The sequence below is a fragment of the Kitasatospora sp. NPDC002543 genome (assembly GCF_053594915.1).
Genome location: NZ_JBSFWR010000046.1, coordinates 41,374 through 60,097 on the forward strand (window position 1 = coordinate 41,374; position 18,724 = coordinate 60,097).

Here is an 18,724-nt window from a genome sequence, read left to right on the forward strand (position 1 = left end):
CACCCCCGCACCGAGTGCGGTCACACCCGCACCACGGCCACCGCGTCCGCCGCCACCCGCACCGCCGTGGCCTCCGTTCCCGTCCCCTCCGGCGCCGCTCCGAAGGCCGCCACCACCTCGCGCGCGACGGCCCCCAGTGGCAGGACGGCCTCCTTCGGCCCGAGGTTGACGGCGATCCGGTACGGCCCGCGGTGCACCACCAGCCAGCCCGCCTCCTCGTCGAACTCGGCCCGCACCGCGCCGAGGTCCGGGTCGGACAGCTCCGGGCGTTCGCGCCGCAGGTGGATCAACCGCCGGTACCAGGCGAGCAGTTCGGTGTGCGGGGCGCGGTGGGGCTCGGTCCAGTCGAGGACCGAGCGCAGGAGGGTGGCGGGCTCCTGGGGGTCGGGGACGGCCTCGGCGGCCCAGCCGTGCCCGGTGAACTCCCGCCGCCGGCCCTGCCGGACGGCCTCGGCGAGGCCCGGGTCGGTGTGGTCGGTGAAGTACTGCCAGGGGGTGGCGGCGCCCCACTCCTCGCCCATGAAGAGCATCGGGGTGAACGGCGAGGTGAGCACCAGGGCCGCGCCGCAGGCGAGCCGGCCGGGGGAGAGGCTGGTGGAGACGCGGTCCCCGAGCGCCCGGTTGCCGACCTGGTCGTGGGTCTGGAGGTAGCCGAGCAGCCGGTGGCCGTCGCCGAGCGGGGTGAACGGGCGCCCGTGGGTGCGGCCGCGGAAGGAGGACCAGGTGCCGTCGTGGAAGAACCCCCGGGTGAGGGTCTTGGCGAGGGCGGCGAGCGGCTGCCGTGCGAAGTCCCCGTAGTAGCCCTGGGATTCACCGGTGAGCGCGCAGTGCAGGGCGTGGTGGAAGTCGTCGCTCCACTGCGCGGTGAGGCCGCGCCCGCCGGCCTCGCGGGGGGCGGTGGTGGCTGGGGTGTTGAGGTCGGACTCGGCGATCAGGAACAGCGGCCGGTTGGTGGCGACGGCCAGCTTCGCCACCTCGGCGGAGAGTTCCTCCAGGAAGTGCAGGGCCCGGTCGTCGGCGAGGGCGTGCACGGCGTCCAGTCGCAGTCCGTCGATCCGGTAGTCGCGCAGCCAGGCCAGCGCGCTGCCGATCAGGTAGGCGCGCACCTCGTCCGAGCCCGGTGCGTCCAGGTTGACCGCCGAGCCCCACGGGGTGTGGTGCCGGTCGGTGAAGTACGGTCCGTACGCGGGAAGGTGGTTGCCGGAGGGGCCGAGGTGGTTGTGCACCACGTCGAGCACCACGCCGAGGCCCTTGCGGTGGGCCGCGTCCACGAAGCGCTTGAGCCCCTCGGGTCCGCCGTAGGGCTCGTGCACGGCCCACAGCGAGACCCCGTCGTAGCCCCAGCCGTGCCGGCCCGGGAACGGGCAGACCGGCATCAGTTCGACGAAGTCCACGCCCAACTCGACCAGGTGGTCGAGGCGTTCGGCGGCGGCGTCGAAGGTGCCGCGGGCCGTGAAGGTGCCGACGTGCAGCTCGTACAGCACCGCGCCGGGCAGCGCCCGGCCGAGCCGTCCGCTGTGCGACCACGGGAACCCGGCGTGGTCCACCGCGCGGCTCGGCCCGTCCGGTCCGTGCGGCTGCCGGGCGGAGCGAGGGTCCGGCAGGGGCGGTCCGTCGTCGATCCGGAAGGCGTAGTCGCCCGCCGGGGCCTCGCCGCACCACCAGCCGGCCCGGTCGGTGCTGCGGGCCAGCTCGTAGGCGAAGCCGTTGACGTCGACCCGGACTCGGGAGGCGGCGTTGGGCGCCCACACCTCGTAGCGCGGCATCAGCCCCTCCTCGTCAGCAGCGCCACCGGCAGGTCCGCCAGCAGCTCCGCGACCGGCACCGCTCCGGCCGGGAAGCTCCGCCCGGTCGGCTCGTCCGTCCACGGCCCGCCGGCCGGCAGCTCCAGCACCGTGTCGCGCCAGCCGCCCGCCCGCTCCAGTCCGTACGGCAGCCGGGTGACGGCGGTGACCACGTCCTCGCCCCGGGCGAAGGCCAGCAGGTGGTCGCCGGCCGGGCCGGTGGCGGGCAGCGGCCGGTACGGGCCGAGCGGCCGGGAGCGGCGCAGGTGCAGCGCGGTGGTGGTGAGGTGCAGCTTCTCCCGGGCGAGGTCCCCGGGGCGCGGGGCGGCCGCGTCGGTGAGCCGCACGGCGAGCGCGCCGAAGTCCACCACGCCCCGGTTGTCCGGGTCCACCAGGGTGTACAGCGGCTCCTCGCTGCCCTGGTACAGGTCGGGCACGCCGGGCACGGTGAGGTGCAGCAGGGCGGCGCCCAGGGTGTTGGCGCGGGCGTACGGGGCGAGGGCGTGCACGGCGCCCTCGATCCTGGGGAGCAGCCCGGGGTTGTCGTGGACGGAGCGGGCGCGCCGCTCCAGGGCCTGTTCGTAGCGGGGGTCGGGGGCGGTCCAGGAGGTGTGCAGCTTGGCCTCGCGGGCGGACTTGAGCAGGGCGGCGACCAGCCGGTCCGGGTCGATCGGCCAGGCGGCGACCAGGGTGTGCCAGAGCAGCCAGTCGGCGTCCGGGTCGAAGCCGGGGCCCGCCGCGGTGGACCAGGCGGCGGCCTCGGCGGCCCAGGCGTCCGGCCGCTCGGCGAGCGCGGTGAGCCGGGCCCGGGCGTCGGCGCTGCGCTTGGTGTCGTGGGTGGAGAGCACCGTCATGCTGTGCGGCCAGGTGTGCTCCAGGTAGCGGCACCAGTCGTGGAACTCGGCAGGGTGCAGCCCGGGCCGGGCGGGCTCGCCGCCGACCTCGTTGAGGCCGGGCAGCGCGTTCCAGCGGTAGAAGGCGGTGTCCTCGACGCCCTTGGCGGCCACCGCGGCGGCGGTCTGGGCGAAGCGCGCGCAGAACTCGTCCTTGTCCGGGCCGCGGCCCAGCTCGCCGAGCGCGAGCGCGGCCACCAGCCGGTCGGTCGGGTCGGCGGAGCCGTCCAGGGCGGCCCGCAGCTGCCGCGCGGAGGCCGGCGGCGGGGCCTCGCCGGGGCTCGCGTACGGGCGGTACGCCGGGTAGCCGGTGAGCAGCCGGCCGAGGGCCGCGCGCAGCTGCCAGGGCGCGTGGTCGGCGTGGGCGGGCTCGGCGGTGCCGATCCGCAGCGCGATCCGCACCAGCCGCTCGACCTCGGCGGCGAGTTCGCCGTCCGGCCCGACCATGTCGGCGCGGCCGCGCCGGGCCTCGGCGGTCGCGGGGTGGGGGTCCGCGCAGAGGTCCCGGACCGGTCCGCCGTGCCGGAACGACTCGTACGCTCCGGCCAGCCGGCAGGCGCCCGCGTGGTCGGTGAGCACGCCGTCGATCCGGCGCAGCGCGTCGTAGCCGGTGGTGCCGGCGACCGGCCAGTCCTCGGGCAGCCGCTCGTCGCCGGTGAGGATCTTCTCGACCACGACGTACGCGCCGGTGCTTCCGCGGCCGGGTTCCGGCGTGCCGCCGGTGGCCTCGGCCAGGCGGCGCAGGTAGCCGCGCGGGTCGGCGAGCCCGTCCGGGTGGTCGATCCGGAAGCCGTCCAGGACGCCGTCGGCGTGCAGGCCGAGCAGGACGGCGTGGGTGGCGGCGAACACCTCCGGGTCCTCGGCCCGCAGCGCGATCAGCTCGTTGACGGTGAAGAAGCGCCGGTAGTTGAGCTCGGTGCGGGCCAGGCGCCACCAGGCGAGCCGGTACCACTGGCGGGCGAGCAGTTCGGTGAGCGGGAGCCCGGAGGTGCCGGGGCGCAGCGGCAGTTCGTGCTCGTGGTAGCGCAGGGTGTCGCCGTCCACGGTGAGCCGGTCGAGGACGGCGCCGAGCCGGTCGCCGAGCAGCGGCAGCAGTACCCGGCCGCGCCCGGGGGCGTCGGCGGGGCCGGGCTGGGCGGTCCAGTCGATGTCGAACCAGCGCGCGTACGGAGAGTCGGGCCCGTCGCGCAGCACCTGCCACAGCGGCCGGTTGAGCCGTTCGGGGGCGGGTACGGCCATGTGGTTGGGCACCACGTCGGCGATCAGCCGCAGGCCGTGGCGGTGCGCGGCGGCGGCCAGGTCGCGCAGCGCCGGCTCGCCGCCGAGCTGCTCGCTGATGCGGGTGTGGTCGACGGTGTCGTAGCCGTGGGTGGAGCCGGGGACGGCCTCCAGCAGCGGGGACAGGTGCAGGTGGGAGACGCCGAGGGCGGCCAGGTACGGGACGGCGGCGGTGGCGTCGCGCAGGGTGAAGCCGGGCTGGAGCTGGAGGCGGTACGAGGCGGTGGGGACGGTGGCGGCCGGGCGTGGCTGCGCGGGCTCGGCGGCGGGGGTCATAGCTCCATAGGTACCCGGGGGAGCCCGCCGCCAAGACCCGCTGCTGGCCCGAACAGGTGAGCGTCCCCGGCCGGGGCCGGCGGAACGGCGCCTACGCGGGGCGTTGCAGCACCATCAGCGAGCGGTCGGTGAGCCAGAGGGCGTCCCCGGCCTTGACCCGGGGCCCCGTGCCCGGGGCGGGCAGCCGGGGTTGGGAGGTGTCGACCACGACCTGCCACTCCCGCCCGTGGTCGGCGGGCACGGTGAACTCCAGCGGTTCGAAGTGGGCGTTGAACATCAGCAGGAAGGAGTCGTCGACGATCCGCCCGCCGCGCCGGTCCGGTTCGGAGATCGCGTGGCCGTTGAGGAAGACGGTCAGCGACTTGGCGTAGCTGGCGCCCCAGTCGCGCTTGGTCATCTCCTCGCCCGTCGGGGTGAACCAGGCGATGTCGGTGAGGTCGTCGAACCCGCCGGAGGCGGACACCGGCCGGCCGTGGAAGAACCGCCGCCGGCGGAACACCGGGTGGTCGCGGCGCAGCCAGATCATCCCCTGGGTGAACTCCAGCAGCCGTGTCCGCGGCCCGTCGCCCTCAGGCCAGTGCACCCAGGTGAGCTCGTTGTCCTGGCAGTAGGCGTTGTTGTTGCCCAGCTGGGTGCGGCCGAGCTCGTCGCCGTGCGAGAGCATCGGCACGCCCTGGGAGAGCATCAGGGTGGCGATGAAGTTGCGCTGCTGGCGCGCCCGCAGCTCCTCGACGGCCGGGTCGGCGCTGGGGCCCTCGGCGCCGCAGTTCCAGGAGCGGTTGAAGGACTCGCCGTCCCGGTTGTCCTCGCCGTTGGCCTGGTTGTGCTTCTCGTTGTACGAGACCAGGTCGCGCAGGGTGAAGCCGTCGTGGCAGGTCACGAAGTTGATCGAGGCGATCGGGCGGCGGCCGTCGTCCTGGTAGAGGTCGGAGGAGCCGGTGAGGCGGGAGCCGAACTCGGCGAGGGCGGCGTTCTCGCCGCGCCACAGGTCCCGCACGGTGTCCCGGTACATGCCGTTCCACTCCGTCCACAGCGGCGGGAAGTTGCCCACCTGGTAGCCGCCCTCGCCGAGGTCCCAGGGCTCGGCGATCAGCTTGGCCTGGGAGACGACCGGGTCCTGCTGGACGAGGTCGAAGAAGGAGGAGAGCCGGTCGACCTCGTGGAACTGCCGGGCGAGGGTGGCGGCGAGGTCGAAGCGGAAGCCGTCCACGTGCATCTCGGTGACCCAGTAGCGCAGCGAGTCCATGATCAGCTGGAGTACGTGGGGGCTGCGCATCAGCAGGCTGTTGCCGGTGCCGGTGGTGTCCTCGTAGAAGCGCTGGTCCCGGGCGAGGCGGTAGTAGGAGACGTTGTCCAGACCGCGCAGCGACAGGGTCGGCCCGAGGTGGTTGCCCTCGGCGGTGTGGTTGTAGACGACGTCCAGGATCACCTCGATCCCGGCCGCGTGCAGCGCCTTGACCATGGACTTGAACTCCTGCACCTGCTGGCCGCGGTCGCCGGTGGAGGAGAAGGAGGAGTGCGGGGCGAAGAAGCCGACGGTGTTGTAGCCCCAGTAGTTGGCCAGGCCGAGGTCCCGCAGCCGGTGGTCGCGGACGAACTGGTGCACCGGCATCAGCTCGATCGCGGTGATGCCGAGCTTGGCCAGGTGCTCGATCACCGCCGGGTGGGCCAGGCCCGCGTAGGTGCCGCGGATCTCCTCGGGGATGCCGGGGTGCAGCCGGGTGAGGCCCTTGACGTGGGCCTCGTAGATGACGGTGCGGTGGTAGTCGGTGCGCGGCGGGTGGTCGGTGCCCCAGTCGAAGTACGGGTTGATCACCACCGAGTGCATGGTGTGCGGGGCGGAGTCCAGGTCGTTGCGGCGCTCGGGGGCGCCGAAGTGGTAGCCGTAGACGGACTCGTCCCAGTCGATGTGCCCGCTCATCGCCTTGGCGTACGGGTCCAGGAGCAGTTTGGCGCTGTTGTGCCGCTGGCCCAGCCCCGGGTTGTACGGGCCGTGCACGCGGAAGCCGTAGCGCTGGCCGGGCTGGACGCCCGGGAGGTAGGCGTGTCGGACGAAGGCGTCCGTCTCGCGCAGTTCGACGGCCGTCTCGGAGCCGTCCTCGGAGATCAGGCACAGCTCGATCCGGTCGGCGCTCTCGGAGAACACCGCGAAGTTGGTGCCGGCCCCGTCGTAGGTGGCGCCGAGCGGGTAGGGCGTACCGGGCCAGACCTGCATGACTCTTCAACTTCCTTGCTGCCGACGGTGACTGACGTGTGGCCGGAGGGCGGGACGGGCCGCCTTTCCGGCCCGGGACGCTCCCTTCCCGGCCGGGCGGCCGGGCATGTGCGTGACCGTGCGCCGTGACGCACGGCACAGCGGCCGTGACGCGCGGCACAGCGCATACTCCCCGAGCCCCCGCCCGGGGGCCGGGAGATCCGGCCCGGGTTGGGCCGAACGAGCGCCCGTCGGGCATTCGTGTGATGAGTGCTCCCGGTGGGGCGGGAGGGGTGCCGGGCATCCGGCTGCGAGCCGCTCGCGGCGGGCAGTACCCTTGATCGTCCGGCCGCCCCGGCCGACCGGTGCTTGTCGACAACCCGTCAACGGCCCCCGCGCCCGCGGGGGTCAGCCGCAGATGAGGTGGCGCATGGTGTTCCCCGCTGGCGGCCGTGGCCCCGGGCCCGGCGGCCCCGACCGGGGCGCGACCCGCAGCGAGGCGCCCACGGTGGTCATGCGCCCCACCCTGACCGGCCGGGCCCTGGTGCCCGCCCAGAGCGGCCCGGTCGAGATACCCGCACTGGCCTGGTCGGCCGGCGAGTGGGAGGAGGCCTACCAGCGGGTACGGCTGTCCGGCCGCGCCTACGTCTGGCTCAACCTGGTCGAACAGCGGCTGCGCGCCCTCGTCGACGAGGTGCTGCACCCGATCTACGCCCCCGCCCACGGCGAGGACTGGGTCACCGCCGCCGCCGGGCCGGTCGGCGAGGAGTGGGCGCACCGGGCCGGGGCCGTGCGCGAGGTCAGCCGCCGCAAGGGCTACCTGCTCGACCCGGCCGACGACGACCCGCTGGTCTTCCTCACCCTGCCCCAGCTGCGCGAGCTGATGGTGCAGCACTGGCCCTGCTTCGAGCCGTACCTCGCCGACCGGCGCGAGATCGAACTGGCGCTGGACGAGCTGGAGGTGGCCCGGCACGTCGTCTCCCGCAACCGGGTGCTCACCCAGACCGTGCTGGCCCAGACCGAACGGGCCGCCGCCCGGCTGCTCGCCGTGCTCGACGGCGGCGCCGGCGGGGTGCCCGCCGACGTGGTCGAGTCCCTGGTGGCCGGCCGGTACGCGGACGTCGTCGCCGTGCACGCCGACCGGGTCCGGCTCCAGCGCGACCTGCCCGTCGAGGACCTGCTGGACGGCGCCCGGCGCCTGGACGCGCTCGGCATCGGCCTCGGCATGCTCTGCCAGAACTACACCGGCAAGCGCCTGGTGCGCCTCGCCGGCGAGGGCTGCCGGGTGCGGCTGCTCTTCCTCAACCCGGCGAGCAGCGCCGTACGCCGCCGCGAACGCGAACTCGGCCTGGGGCGCAGCGAGTTGTCCCGCTCCATCGAGATGAACATCATGCACGTGCGGCGGGTGCGGGCCCGGCTGCGGGACCAGGGCGGCTTCGAGATCAGGGTCTTCGACGAGACCCCGCGCTTCACCGCCTACCTGGTCGAGGGCCCCCGCACGGCCGGCCAGGCGGGCGGCCGCCGCCAGGGCCGCGACCTCGGCGTCGTCCAGCCCTACCTGCGCCGCGCCCGCGGCATGGAGTCCCCGGCCCTGGTGCTGCGCGGCGGCGCCGGCCAGCAGCCCGGCGGCACCGAACCGGGACTGCTGGAGGTCTACCGCGAGGAGTTCGAGGGCATCTGGGCCGACTCCCGGCCCGTCTCCTGAGGAAAGCGCTGGTCGGGCCGGTGGCGCGGCTGCCAGACTGCGCCCGTGAACAGCGAACCCGACTGGAGCCTGCGTCCCGCCACGCCCGCCGACCTCGAACCCCTCGCCGATCTGCGGGCCCGGGTGATGCGCGCCGACCTCGAACGCCTCGGCCGCTACGACGACCACCGGGTCCGCCAACGGCTGCGCGACGGCTTCTCGCCCGAGCACACCTCGATCGTGCTGGTCAGGAGCGGCCCGGGCCGCCGCGTCTTCGCCGGCTCCGTCACCGTCCGCCCCGCCGACCGGGGCGGCCGCCTGCTGGAGCACTTCTACCTCCACCCGCGCCACCAGGGCCGGGGCCTGGGCACCGCCGTCCTGCGCCACGTCCTCGCCGAGGCCGACGCGGCCGGCGAGCCCGTGCGCCTGAACGTCCTCCGGGGCAGCGCCGCCCGCCGCCTCTACGAGCGCCACGGCTTCCGGCTCGACCGCGAGGACGCCGTCGACGCCTTCCTGCACCGCCCGGTGCCGGCGGTGCGCACCGGCCCCGCCGCCGAACGCCTGCGGGACGCCGCCCTGCTGTGGAGCGTCGGAGAACTCACCGCCCGCGAGGTCGTCGACGCCGCCTGCGCCGCGCTCCTCGCCGGATCCGACGGCGAGGCGATCCTCGCCCTCGCCTCCTGCCCGGACGCCGAGGCCTCCGACCGGGTGCCGGACCTCCTGCCGCCCGCCCTCGCCGAGTTCGGACTCCACCACCACCCGCCCGGCGGCCTGCCCGGCAAGCAGGCCGTCCTGCGGGCGCTCGCCGCCGAACTGCTCGCCGGCCGGTACGGCCCCCAGGACCTGGCCCGCCGGGTCCGCGAACGCTTCGGCCACGACCTCGACTTCGACCCGGTCGACCGGCTCTGCCGCCTCGACGACGAGTACGCCACGCTGGAGTACTGGACCAGCACCAGGGAGGAGCTCGACGCCGAAGTCCTCTCCGAGGCGCGGCGGCTGACGGCCTGACGATTCCCCCTCCCGAACGCCTGGTCCTGCCGTCTGCCTGCTGCTCGCCGTCGCCGCGAGCGGTCCTGCCCGCCCGCCTCGCCCTCGCCGCCCCGGCGTCGGCGCGGTAGCCCGGCGCGCCCGGCGGGACCCGGCCGCCCGCCCCGGCCCGCCGGCGGCCGGGCTCCCCGCGGGCCGGGTTGTCGGTGGGGCGGGTGATGATAGGGGCTGTTTCGAGGGACAGGACGGAAGGACACACCTGATGAGCTGGTGGCAGCAGCCACTGGTCGGCTTCGACCTGGAGACCACGGGCACCGACCCGGCCGTGGACCGCATCGTCACGGCCGCGCTCGTGGACACCGTCGGGGCCGCCCGGGTGGGGGCCGCGCACTGGCTGCTCGACCCGGGGGTGCCGATACCCGCCGAGGCGGAGGCGATCCACGGGATCGGGGACGAGGTCGCGCGGAGCAAGGGCAGACCGGCGAAGGAGGCGGTGGAGGAGATAGCCGCCGCGCTGTGCGAGCGGATCGCCGACGGACGGCCGGTGGTGGCGTTCAACGCGCCGTTCGACCTGTCGCTGCTCGACGCCGAACTGCGCCGGCACGGGCTGGCGACGCTCGCCGAGCGCCTGGGCCGGCCGGTCGGACCGGTGCTCGACGCCCTGGTGATCGACCGCGCCGTGGACAAGTACCGCAAGGGCTCGCGCACCCTGCAACGGGTCTGCGAGCTGTACGGGGTGGAGCTGACGGACGCCCACGAGGCAGGCAGCGACGCGCTGGCCGCCGTCCGGGTCGCCGTCGCGCTGGCCGGACGCTACCCGGCCGAGGTCGGGGCGGTGGAACCCGCCGAACTGCACCGGCGCCAGATCGACTGGTACCGGCAGTGGGCCGAGGGCCTCCAGGCCTGGCTGCGCCGCGGCAAGGACCCGCAGGCGGTCGTCGACCCGCGCTGGCCCGCCCGGTGACGGACGCCCGGCCACCCCGCCCCGTACGCCCCGCCCGCCCCGCGGACCTGCCCGGCTTCCTCGCGCTCGCCGCCGAGGTCGAGCACTGGTTCGGCCCGATGGTCGCCGAACCGGGCTTCCACCGCGCGGTGCTGCGCGCCGCCGACCGGGGCCTGGCGACGGTCGCCGAGGACGACCGCGGGCTGCTCGGCGGCCTGCTGTTCGGGCCCGCGGACGAAGGGCCGCACCACCTGCACTGGCTCGTGGTCGCCGAGCGGGCCCGGGGCACCGGCGTCGGCCGGGAGCTGGTCGGGGACGTGCTGCGCCGGCACGTCCGGGGCCCGGCCACCGTCGAGGTGGTGACCTTCGGCCCGGACCACCCGGGCGCGGTGGCGAGCGGTGCCCGCGTCTTCTACGAGCGGCTGGGCTTCACCCCGGCCGAGGCCGCCGCCCCGGGCCCGGAGGGCGGCTCCCGGCAGGTCTACCGGCTGCGCGTCGACTGACGCCCGGCGGGCGGTCAGGGGGCTTGGGCCGGCGGCACCACGGCGGCCTCGGCGGTGTCCGGCGCCAGCGGGTCGTAGCGGACGGTCAGCAGCTGCCCGATCCGGGGCGTCAGATAGGTCTGGATGCGGATCGCGCAGACCAGGCTGCGGGCGACGCCGTCGGGCGTCGTGTAGCCGACGGTGAGCCGGAACTGCGGCTGGGTGTAGCCGCTCGGCTCGCCCGGCTGGACGGCGGTCACCGTGCCGGTGGTGCTCACCCCGTGGGCGGCGAGCCGGTCGGCGACCGCCCGCGCGGCGCGGTACGCGCGGTGCTGCGCGCGGAGCCGTGACTCGGAGTGGACGACCAGTGGCAGTGTGAGCACCGCCAGGAGCGCGACGGCGGGCAGCGCGGAGCGGTACGGCCCGCCGGGGCCGAAGGCCGCGCCGAGCAGCCCGAACAGGATGGCGAGGAACACGACGGCGCCGGCGGGCAGCCGGCTCGGGGCGCCGGGCCCGGGGGCGCGGCCGACCCGGGTGGCCGCCAGCAGCCCGGTCAGCCAGCAGAACAGGGCGCCGGTCCAGTACGCCTGGGTGGTGGTCGAGCCGAGGCAGAGCGGTGAGCAGACCTCCGGGTCGCGGTAGGCGACCACCCCGGCCGAGAACAGCAGGCCGGCCACCGCGCACAGCGCCAGCAGGAGCAGTGCCGCGAGCGCCCGGCCGAAGCCCACGCGTCGTTCGAGGTAGGGGAGTCGGGAACTCGGGCGAGTGCCGGCAGTCATGCCCGGAGGCTAGTGCGACGGCTGTGGCGGGCGGCACGCGCGCCGGCCGTCCAGGCGGTGAACGAGGGGGAAACGTCCCGGGGCGGAGCCCCCGCCGCCCCCGCCGCCTCCATCGCCCCGACGGGCCTACGCGGCGGGGAAGTCGAAGGTGTACCCCTGGCCGACCAGCCAGGGCAGCAGCTGCTTGAGCGCCGCCACGGTCTGGCCGCGGTCGCCGCCCCCGTCGTGCATCAGGATCACCCCGCCGGGCTTGAGCTGCTTCTGCACGGCCGCGACGATCGCCGGCGTCCCCGGCCGCGCCCAGTCGCGCGGGTCGACGGACCAGCCGAGCGAGGACATCCCGAGGCTCGCGGTGATGTGCTCGTTGTCGGCGTTGAAGCCGCCGCCGGGGGCGCGGAACCAGCCGACCTCGGTGCCCGGGCCGCCCGCCTGGACGATCATGTCCCGGGCGGCGGTGATCTCGTAGGCCGCCTTGTCGTGCGGGAGCTTCGCGAACGGCTGGGGGTGGTGGACGCTGTGGTCGCAGAGCCGGTGCCCGGCGGCCAGGACGCGCTTGACCATGGCGGGGTTGGCGGCGGCGTTCTGGCCGATCTGACAGAAGGTGGCCTTGACGTGGTACTGGGCCAGCAGGTCGAGGATCTGGCCGGTGGCCGGGCCGGGGCCGTCGTCGAAGGTGAGCGCGACGGTGCGCCCGCCGGAGGCGGTGGAGCCGATCACGGTGCCCGCCCCGGTGTGCGGGGGCGGTGCGGCGGGCGAGGACGGGTCGGCGGCCGGCGTGCTCGGGGCGGCGGTCGGCGTGGCGGGCGTGGTGGCGACGGGGGAGCCCGTGGCCGCGGGCGGGCGCGGCTTGGCCGGCGCCGCCGGGGCGGAGGCGGGTGCGGAGGCCGCGGCGGAGGGGGCGGCCGGCGGCACGGCGTCCGAACCGGGGGCCGGCGCGACGGTGGTGGCCGCCGTCCCGCTCGGGCGGGCCTCGGCGGGGGACTGCGTCCCGGCCGGCGCCGCCGCGCCCGGTGACCGGAGCGCCCCGTTGGCCGTTCCGCACGCGGCCAGCCCCAGGGCGGCCGCCATCGCGACGCAGCCCGCGAACAGTCTGCGCCGGGAGCGGGACAGACGGGTCGGGGCGGAGGGGCGGGGGGCGGTCCGGTGCATGGCGGCGGCTCCTGAGGTGCGAGTACGGTGCCGGTCTCTCGGGTCAGGACGACTGTCCGATAGGACGCCGATCGTACGTGCGCCGGTTGCGAACCGGACCGAACCGCCGCAGGAGTCTTCTCACACTCGCCCCGGTGGCGGCGCCGCGCCGCCCCGGGTATCGGGGGCCGGTCAGAACGGGTACCAGCGCACCCCGGTGGCCCCGTCCCGCAGCGAGTCGACCCGGCGCCGGAACTCCTTCAGCGCGGCCGGGCTGCTGGCCGCCTGCTGCGCGACCCAGGAGGCGCTGGCGGTCTCCCGGGCACCGCGCAGCACCGTGAACCCGGGCCACTCGCGCACGTCCCAGCCGTACGCCTCGGTGAACGCCCGGTACTCCTCGGCGGGCACGCCGTACCGGTCCTGGCTGAGCGCGAGGACCACCAGGTCGTGCTCGCGCAGGTCGTCGGCCATGAACTCCAGGTCGAGCAGCACCGGGCCGTCCGGGCCGACGTGAACGTTGCGGGGCAGCGCGTCGCCGTGGATCACCCCGGGGCGCAGCCGCGGGACGAGGTCGGGCAGGGCGGCCTCGAAGGCGTCCCTGCGGTGGCGCAGGAAGGCGACGTCGGCCGGGTCGACATGGCCCTCGGCGGAGGCCAGCCAGCGCTCGACCGGGGCCATCAGGTCGCGCCGGCCGAGCGTGAAGGGCGGCAGCGGCAGCCGGTGCAGGGCGCGCAGCAGCGGGGCGAGGTCGACCGGGCGGGCGGGCCGGACGGCGGGCGCCAGCCGGTGCCAGAAGGTGACCGGGTGGCCGTCGGCGAGCTGCGGCTCGGGCGCCACCGCGTCGTACGGGCGGACCACCGGGACGTCCTGGCCGGCCAGCCAGTGGGCGAGGGCGAGCTCGCGGTGCGCCCGGTCGTACAGTTCGGGGCCCCGGCCGACCTTGGCGACCACGGCCGGGTCGCCGAGGTCGAAGACGGCGTTCTCGCCGAGCGCGAGCAGCGCGGCCCCGTCGGGGGCGGCCAGGCCGGCCGCCTCGCAGGCCCGGGCGAGCAGCAGCCGGGCGTGGCCCTCGTCGAAGGGGATCATGACTGGGTTCCGTTCCGCCGACGTTCATCCGGTGGACCCCGGACGGTGATCATCATGACGCACGGACGCCGGGCCCCGCGCGCTGCGGGGCCCGGCGTCCTGCGGGTGCGGGCGGTGGCTCCGGCCTCCGGGCGGTGGCGTCAGACCCCGGCCCGGTGGCGGGGCGTCCCCTGTGCCGGACCGGCCGGCCGGGCGTGCGGGTCGCCGTCGGCGGCGGGCGGCGGGACGGACCCGCCGTGCGAGAGGTCCGGCAGCCGGTTCAGCCAGCGCGGCAGGTACCAGTTGCGGTCGCCCAGCAGGGTCATCACCGAGGGCAGCAGCACCGCGCGGATCACCGTGGCGTCGATCAGCACCGCGACCGCCAGGCCCACGCCCATCTGCTTCATCACCTGCATGGACAGCGAGCCGAAGACCGAGAACACCCCCACCATGATCACCGCGGCGCTGGTGACCACCCCGGCCGTGGAGCGGATGCCGTGGGCGACCGCGGCGCGGTTCGGCAGGCCGCGGTCGCGGGCCTCCTTGATCCGGGAGACCACGAACACGTGGTAGTCCATCGAGAGCCCGAAGAGGATCACGAAGAGGAACAGCGGCACCCAGGACTCCACCGCCCCGACCCCGGCGGTGCCCAGCAGCGAGGCGCCCATGCCGTGCTGGAAGACCAGCGTCAGCACCCCGTACGCGGCGCCCACCGAGAGCAGGTTGAGCACCACGGCGGTGACGGCGACGACCGGCGAGCGGAAGGAGGTGAGCATCAGCAGGAAGGCGAAGACCACGACGAAGCCGAAGACCAGCGGCATCGAGCCGGTCATCTTCCGGTTGAAGTCGTACGAGGCGGCGGTCTGGCCGGTGACCGGGGCCTCGGTGCCGGGCACCTTGAGGACGGTGGCGGGCAGCAGGTCCTCGCGCAGGCTCTTCAGGGCGTCGTTGCTGGTGGCGTCGTTGCCGGTGCCGTTGAGCGGGATGTCGACGACGGCCACGTTCCGGTCGGGGTGCACGGCGACCTCCACCGGGCCGTGCATCCGCCCGCCGGCCAGCGCCTTCGCCCTGAGGTCGGCGATCGCGGCGGTCATCGCGGGGGAGTCGATGTCGGCGGCCCTGATCACCACGGTGGCGGGGGCGGGACTGCCGGGGAAGGCGGCCTCGATCTTCTGCGAGGCGGCGACCAGGGAGTTGCCCGCGGGCAGCTGCTGCTGGAAGGTCAGCTTGGCGGTGTGCATGGTGGCCAGCGGCGCGGCCAGCGCCAGCAGGAACGCCGTGGCGAGCACGGTGGCGGCCAGCGGGCGGCGCAGCACCGGGGTCAGCACCGCGTTCCAGAACCGCCCGCCGTCCTGTCCGGCGTCCGGGCGGCGCAGCTTGGCGAGGAACGGCACCCGGCCCTTCTCGACCCGGTCGCCGAGCATCGACAGCAGCGCGGGCAGCACGGTGAGCGAGCCGAGCACGGCGGTGACCACGACCACGATGGTGGCGAAGGCCATGGCCTTGAAGGTGGCGATCCCGGTGAGGAACATGCCGGCCATGGCGACGACCACGGTGACGCCGGAGACCAGCACCGCCCGGCCGCTGGTGGCGGCGGCCACGGCCAGCGCGGTGGCGGCGTCGCGCCCGGCGGCCCGCTCCTCGCGTTCGCGGCGCAGGTAGAAGAGGCAGTAGTCGACGCCGACGGCGAGGCCGACCAGCAGCATCACCGAGCCGGCGTCGCCGCTGGTGTGCAGGAACCCGCTGCCGAGGGCGACCAGTCCGCCGGCGGCGACGAAGGCGGTGAGGGCGAGCAGCACCGGCAGCACGGCGGCGACCAGCGCGCCGAAGGCGACCAACAGGATGCCGAGGGCGAGCGGCACGGCCGTCCACTCGGCGCGGGCGAAGTCGGTCTTGAGCTGGTCCTGCATCCACTTGCCGGAGCTGGCGTCGCCGAGCTGGGCCACGGTCAGGCCGGGGTGCTGCCGCTGCACACCGGCCACCGCGTCCAGCACCGACTGGACGTGGTCCACCGCCTTGTCGGGGTCGCCCTCGAGCGTCAGCACCACGAGCGCGGAGTGGCCGTCCGCGGAGACCGCGCCGCTGTCGTACGGGGAGCGGACCTCGGCCACCCGGCCGGTGCCGTCGACGGCGGCGATCACCTGGTCGACGGCGGTGCGGAACTCCGGGTCGTCGGCGGCGAGGGCGGCGCTCTGGACCAGGACGGTCTCGGCGGCGGGCTTCTTCAGCCCGGCCTCGTCGAGGATCCGCGCGGCCCGGGAGACCTGGCCGGGCACCTGCTCGGCCTCGGTGATCTTCGTGCTGCCGTGCGCGCCGCCGAGCGCGGCGGCCAGGACGACGAAGAGCAGCCAGCCGAACACGGCGGTCCTGCGGTGCCGGGCGCTCCAGGCGCCCATCGCGGCCGCCGGGCCGAGTCTGGGCTTCACGGGCTTCACGGTGGTTCTTCCCCCCTGGGAGAGCGGCGGTCGTCGCCGGACGGGATCGGCGGCGACCCGGGTCGGGGAGCTGCCGATGGCGGTGCGCCGACTGCGGCCGGCGTCCCGATCGACAGTAGGGAAGCGGGGGTTGACGGTTAATCCGGCTGGCGGGTCACCTCCTCCTGGTGTTCTCCTCGGGGGCCGGGGTGGGGTTTTCCCTACCCCCCGACCCCGAGATCTCCTCCTGGGGGGTAGGGATCCACCTCCACCCTGAGGGGGAGAAGACTCCACCCGGAGCACGAGGTCAAGGGGCCTGTGCGCGGGCGAGACTGGGACGGGGCCGCTTCGGCGGTCCGACGGGGGTTGAAGCACGCGGGGGCTCCTTGCCGGTCGGCAAGCAAGTACTCGTAGGATGATGCCCCAGATCCACTTACCTGCCGACCGGCAAGGAGTGTCGCGAGGCACGTCCCGAGCCGGCCTTGCCGTCGCCCGGTGTCCCGTCCCCCAAGGGCTGCGGTGAACCATGCCCAGGAGGCATCACGAGCATGTTCCACCGACTAGGGAAATTCGTCGTTCGCCGTGCGTGGTGGGTGATCGCCGCATGGGTCGTCGCGATGATCGCCATCGTCGCGTCGGCGCCGAAGGTCACCTCGCAGACGGACGAGTCCGCGTTCCTGCCCAAGCACTACGAGTCCATCCAGGCGGCGGAGCTCCAGTCGCGGGCCTTCCCGTCGAGCTTCACCCCCGCCGCGCTGCTGCTCTTCGAGCGCAACGACGGACAGGCGCTGAACGAGACCGACCAGGCCACGATGGACAAGGTCGTCAAGGGCCTCACCGACGCGCACATCCCCGCCGTCGAGACGGTCCTGCCGGTCGACCCCAAGAGCTCCAAGTCCAAGGACGGCAAGTACGCGCTGTCCATGGTCGCCATCGACAAGACCAAGATGCAGAGCCCGGAGTACAGCGAAGCCGCGAAGAAGCTCCGCGCCGAGGGCACCAGGCTCGCCGACGGCTCCGGACTGAAGTTCCAGGTCGGCGGCCAGGCCGCCAGCGCCCTGGACCAGAAGGACGCCTCCGGCGCCACCGACGCCATCGTCATGGTCGGCAGCCTGCTGCTGGTCATCCTGATCGTCGGCGTCATCTTCCGCAGCATCCTGGCCGGCATCCTGCCGGTCATCCTCTCGCTGGTCATCGCGATGCCGGTGGCCAACGGCCTGATCGCCGACGCGATCAAGATGTTCGACCTGAAGTCCTCCCCGATGACCTCGGCGATCCTGATCATCGTGGTGCTCGGCGTCGGCACCGACTACTTCCTCTTCCTGGCCTTCCGCTACCGCGAGCGGCTGCGCCTGGGCGAGGACCGCAAGACGGCCGTGGCCAACGCCGTGGGCCGGGTCGGCGAGGCGATCGCCTCCGCCGCCGGTGCCGTCGCCGTCGCCTTCGCCGTGCTGGTCCTCTCCAGCCTGGGCATGTTCACCGCGCTCGGCCCGGCCCTGGCCATCGCCGTCATCGCGACCGCCCTGGTCTCGCTGACCCTGGCCCCCGCCGTGCTCGCCGTCATCCCGTCCAAGGGCGTGTTCTGGCCGGGCAAGAAGTGGATGCAGGAGCCGAACAACGCCCGCTTCGCCGCGCTGGGCCGGATGACCGGCAAGAAGCCCGGCCTGGTCGCCCTGGTCTCCGGCGGCGTCCTGGTGGTGCTGGCCCTGGCCGGCCTCAACTACAACGGCACCTACGACCTGGCCGGCAGCTCGATGCCCAAGGGCAAGGAGTCGATGGTCGTCCAGGAGAAGCTGATGACCGGCTTCTCGGCCGGCGCCGCCGACCCGAGCCACGTCTACCTGACCAGCACCGACGGCGCGAAGCTCGGCGACGCGGCGATCAAGGACTTCGCCGGGAAGCTCCAGGGCGTCCCCGGGGTGGCCACCGTCGTCGCGCCGTCCGCCGAGGCCAGGACGGTCAACGCCGACGGCACCACCGGTGACTTCACCGTCCTGCTCAAGGACGCGCCGGCCTCCAACCAGGCCATCGACACCATCGAGAAGGTCCGGGACACCGCCCACGCCTCGGCCCCGGCCGGCAGCAAGGCCCTGGTCGGCGGCATCACCTCGGTGTACAAGGACATCAACACCGCGATGGTGCACGACTACACCCTGGTCTTCCCGATCGCGGCCCTGCTCATCATGATCATCCTGGGGCTCCAGCTGCGCAGCGTGGTCGCGCCCTGGTACCTGATGGCCTCGGTCGGCCTCGGCTTCGGCGCCACCCTCGGCGCCACCACCCTGGTGTTCCAGAACATCAAGGGCGAGCCGGGCCTGATGTTCATGCTGCCGATCTTCATCTACCTCTTCGTGGTGGCGATCGGCACGGACTACAACATCCTGATCATCGCCCGCCTGCGGGAGGAGGCCCGCGAGGGCCGCAGCCCGCGCGAGGCGGCCCGCGAGGCCGTCAAGCACGGCGGTCCGACCGTCGCGGCGGCCGGCTTCATCCTGGCGGCGTCGTTCGCGACCTTCATGTTCGCGGGCAACGTGCTCTTCATGGAGCTCGGCTTCTCGCTGGCCTTCGGCATCGTGCTGGCGGCCTTCGTGATGGCGATGTTCTTCACCCCGGCGCTCACCGCGCTGCTCGGCCACCGCGCCTGGTGGCCCGGCCACGCGGACAGCCCCGACCACGGCCACGGCCACGGCGCGGGCCCGGCCCCGCTGGCCGGCGCCCACGGCATGCCGGAGCCGGCCGGCCGGCGCTGACCCGACCGGGTCGGCGCGGCCGGCCCGGACCGGCCCGAGGAGGCCGGTGAGGACAGGCGGCGCCCCG

At 74.7% G+C, this 18,724-nt stretch carries 12 protein-coding genes; 5 read left to right on the forward strand and 7 right to left on the reverse strand.

What is annotated here, in order from left to right; all coding sequences use genetic code 11:
• Positions 1–20: 20 nt before the first annotated feature.
• From treZ to glgX, 3 genes are all read right to left on the reverse strand, one after another.
• Positions 21–1,766 carry a malto-oligosyltrehalose trehalohydrolase gene (treZ, locus tag ACWD4P_RS20610; protein ID WP_449780514.1) on the reverse strand — a complete coding sequence of 582 codons (1,746 nt, stop codon included), beginning with the start codon at positions 1,764–1,766 and terminating at the stop codon, positions 21–23.
• Positions 1,766–4,231 (reverse strand): malto-oligosyltrehalose synthase, encoded by a 2,466-nt coding sequence (gene treY, locus ACWD4P_RS20615; RefSeq protein ID WP_449780515.1) that lies wholly within the window; start codon positions 4,229–4,231, stop codon positions 1,766–1,768. The genes treZ and treY overlap by 1 nt, the downstream gene beginning before the upstream one ends.
• A 91-nt stretch (positions 4,232–4,322) precedes the next feature.
• Positions 4,323–6,446, reverse strand: a complete 2,124-nt coding sequence (gene glgX / locus ACWD4P_RS20620; RefSeq protein ID WP_359830689.1) for a glycogen debranching protein GlgX — start codon at positions 6,444–6,446, stop codon at positions 4,323–4,325.
• A gap of 409 nt (positions 6,447–6,855) precedes the next feature.
• Between glgX and ACWD4P_RS20625 the strand changes: the two genes are divergently transcribed.
• From ACWD4P_RS20625 to ACWD4P_RS20640, 4 genes are all read left to right on the forward strand, one after another.
• Entirely contained in the window at positions 6,856–8,130 is a 1,275-nt protein-coding gene (locus ACWD4P_RS20625) for an SAV2148 family HEPN domain-containing protein (protein WP_449780516.1), read from the forward strand.
• A gap of 45 nt (positions 8,131–8,175) precedes the next feature.
• Positions 8,176–9,117: an N-acetyltransferase family protein gene (locus tag ACWD4P_RS20630; RefSeq protein ID WP_449780517.1), complete on the forward strand. Its 942-nt coding sequence runs from the start codon at positions 8,176–8,178 to the stop codon at positions 9,115–9,117.
• A 241-nt stretch (positions 9,118–9,358) separates the two neighbouring features.
• The gene (locus tag ACWD4P_RS20635) at positions 9,359–10,060 is read left to right on the forward strand and encodes an exonuclease domain-containing protein (RefSeq protein WP_449780518.1); all 702 of its coding nucleotides are present in this window, start codon (positions 9,359–9,361) and stop codon (positions 10,058–10,060) included.
• Positions 10,057–10,542, forward strand: coding sequence for a GNAT family N-acetyltransferase (locus tag ACWD4P_RS20640; protein WP_449780519.1), 486 nt, complete (start codon positions 10,057–10,059; stop codon positions 10,540–10,542). The genes ACWD4P_RS20635 and ACWD4P_RS20640 overlap by 4 nt, the downstream gene beginning before the upstream one ends.
• 14 nt (positions 10,543–10,556) lie before the next feature.
• On the opposite strand, the gene ACWD4P_RS20645 is transcribed toward ACWD4P_RS20640, so the two are convergent.
• The 4 genes from ACWD4P_RS20645 to ACWD4P_RS20660 all read right to left on the reverse strand — a co-directional run bounded on the left by ACWD4P_RS20645 (position 10,557) and on the right by ACWD4P_RS20660 (position 15,889).
• A complete protein-coding gene (locus tag ACWD4P_RS20645; protein ID WP_449780520.1) occupies positions 10,557–11,300 on the reverse strand; it encodes a hypothetical protein in 744 nt (247 codons plus the stop codon).
• A 126-nt stretch (positions 11,301–11,426) separates the two neighbouring features.
• Positions 11,427–12,449, reverse strand: coding sequence for a polysaccharide deacetylase family protein (locus tag ACWD4P_RS20650; RefSeq protein WP_449780521.1), 1,023 nt, complete (start codon positions 12,447–12,449; stop codon positions 11,427–11,429).
• Positions 12,450–12,620: 171 nt separating this feature from the next.
• The gene (locus ACWD4P_RS20655; protein WP_449780522.1) at positions 12,621–13,514 is read right to left on the reverse strand and encodes a phosphotransferase enzyme family protein; all 894 of its coding nucleotides are present in this window, start codon (positions 13,512–13,514) and stop codon (positions 12,621–12,623) included.
• 140 nt (positions 13,515–13,654) lie between these two features.
• A complete protein-coding gene (locus ACWD4P_RS20660) occupies positions 13,655–15,889 on the reverse strand; it encodes an MMPL family transporter (RefSeq protein WP_449780526.1) in 2,235 nt (744 codons plus the stop codon).
• Positions 15,890–16,500: 611 nt separating this feature from the next.
• Here ACWD4P_RS20660 and ACWD4P_RS20665 point away from each other — a divergent pair.
• A complete protein-coding gene (locus ACWD4P_RS20665; RefSeq protein ID WP_449780523.1) occupies positions 16,501–18,657 on the forward strand; it encodes an MMPL family transporter in 2,157 nt (718 codons plus the stop codon).
• The last annotated feature ends 67 nt before the right edge of the window (positions 18,658–18,724 follow it).

What these genes read in the sequence shown, in the direction of transcription:
- treZ (WP_449780514.1), bottom strand. Translation starts at nt 1,766, where the DNA reads ATGCCGCGCTACGAGGTGTGGGCGCCCAACGCCGCCTCCCGAGTCCGG.
- treY (WP_449780515.1), bottom strand. Translation starts at nt 4,231, where the DNA reads ATGACCCCCGCCGCCGAGCCCGCGCAGCCACGCCCGGCCGCCACCGTC.
- glgX (WP_359830689.1), bottom strand. Translation starts at nt 6,446, where the DNA reads ATGCAGGTCTGGCCCGGTACGCCCTACCCGCTCGGCGCCACCTACGAC.
- ACWD4P_RS20625 (WP_449780516.1), top strand. Translation starts at nt 6,856, where the DNA reads ATGGTGTTCCCCGCTGGCGGCCGTGGCCCCGGGCCCGGCGGCCCCGAC.
- ACWD4P_RS20635 (WP_449780518.1), top strand. Translation starts at nt 9,359, where the DNA reads ATGAGCTGGTGGCAGCAGCCACTGGTCGGCTTCGACCTGGAGACCACG.
- ACWD4P_RS20645 (WP_449780520.1), bottom strand. Translation starts at nt 11,300, where the DNA reads ATGACTGCCGGCACTCGCCCGAGTTCCCGACTCCCCTACCTCGAACGA.
- ACWD4P_RS20650 (WP_449780521.1), bottom strand. Translation starts at nt 12,449, where the DNA reads ATGCACCGGACCGCCCCCCGCCCCTCCGCCCCGACCCGTCTGTCCCGC.
- ACWD4P_RS20655 (WP_449780522.1), bottom strand. Translation starts at nt 13,514, where the DNA reads ATGATCCCCTTCGACGAGGGCCACGCCCGGCTGCTGCTCGCCCGGGCC.
- ACWD4P_RS20660 (WP_449780526.1), bottom strand. Translation starts at nt 15,889, where the DNA reads ATGGGCGCCTGGAGCGCCCGGCACCGCAGGACCGCCGTGTTCGGCTGG.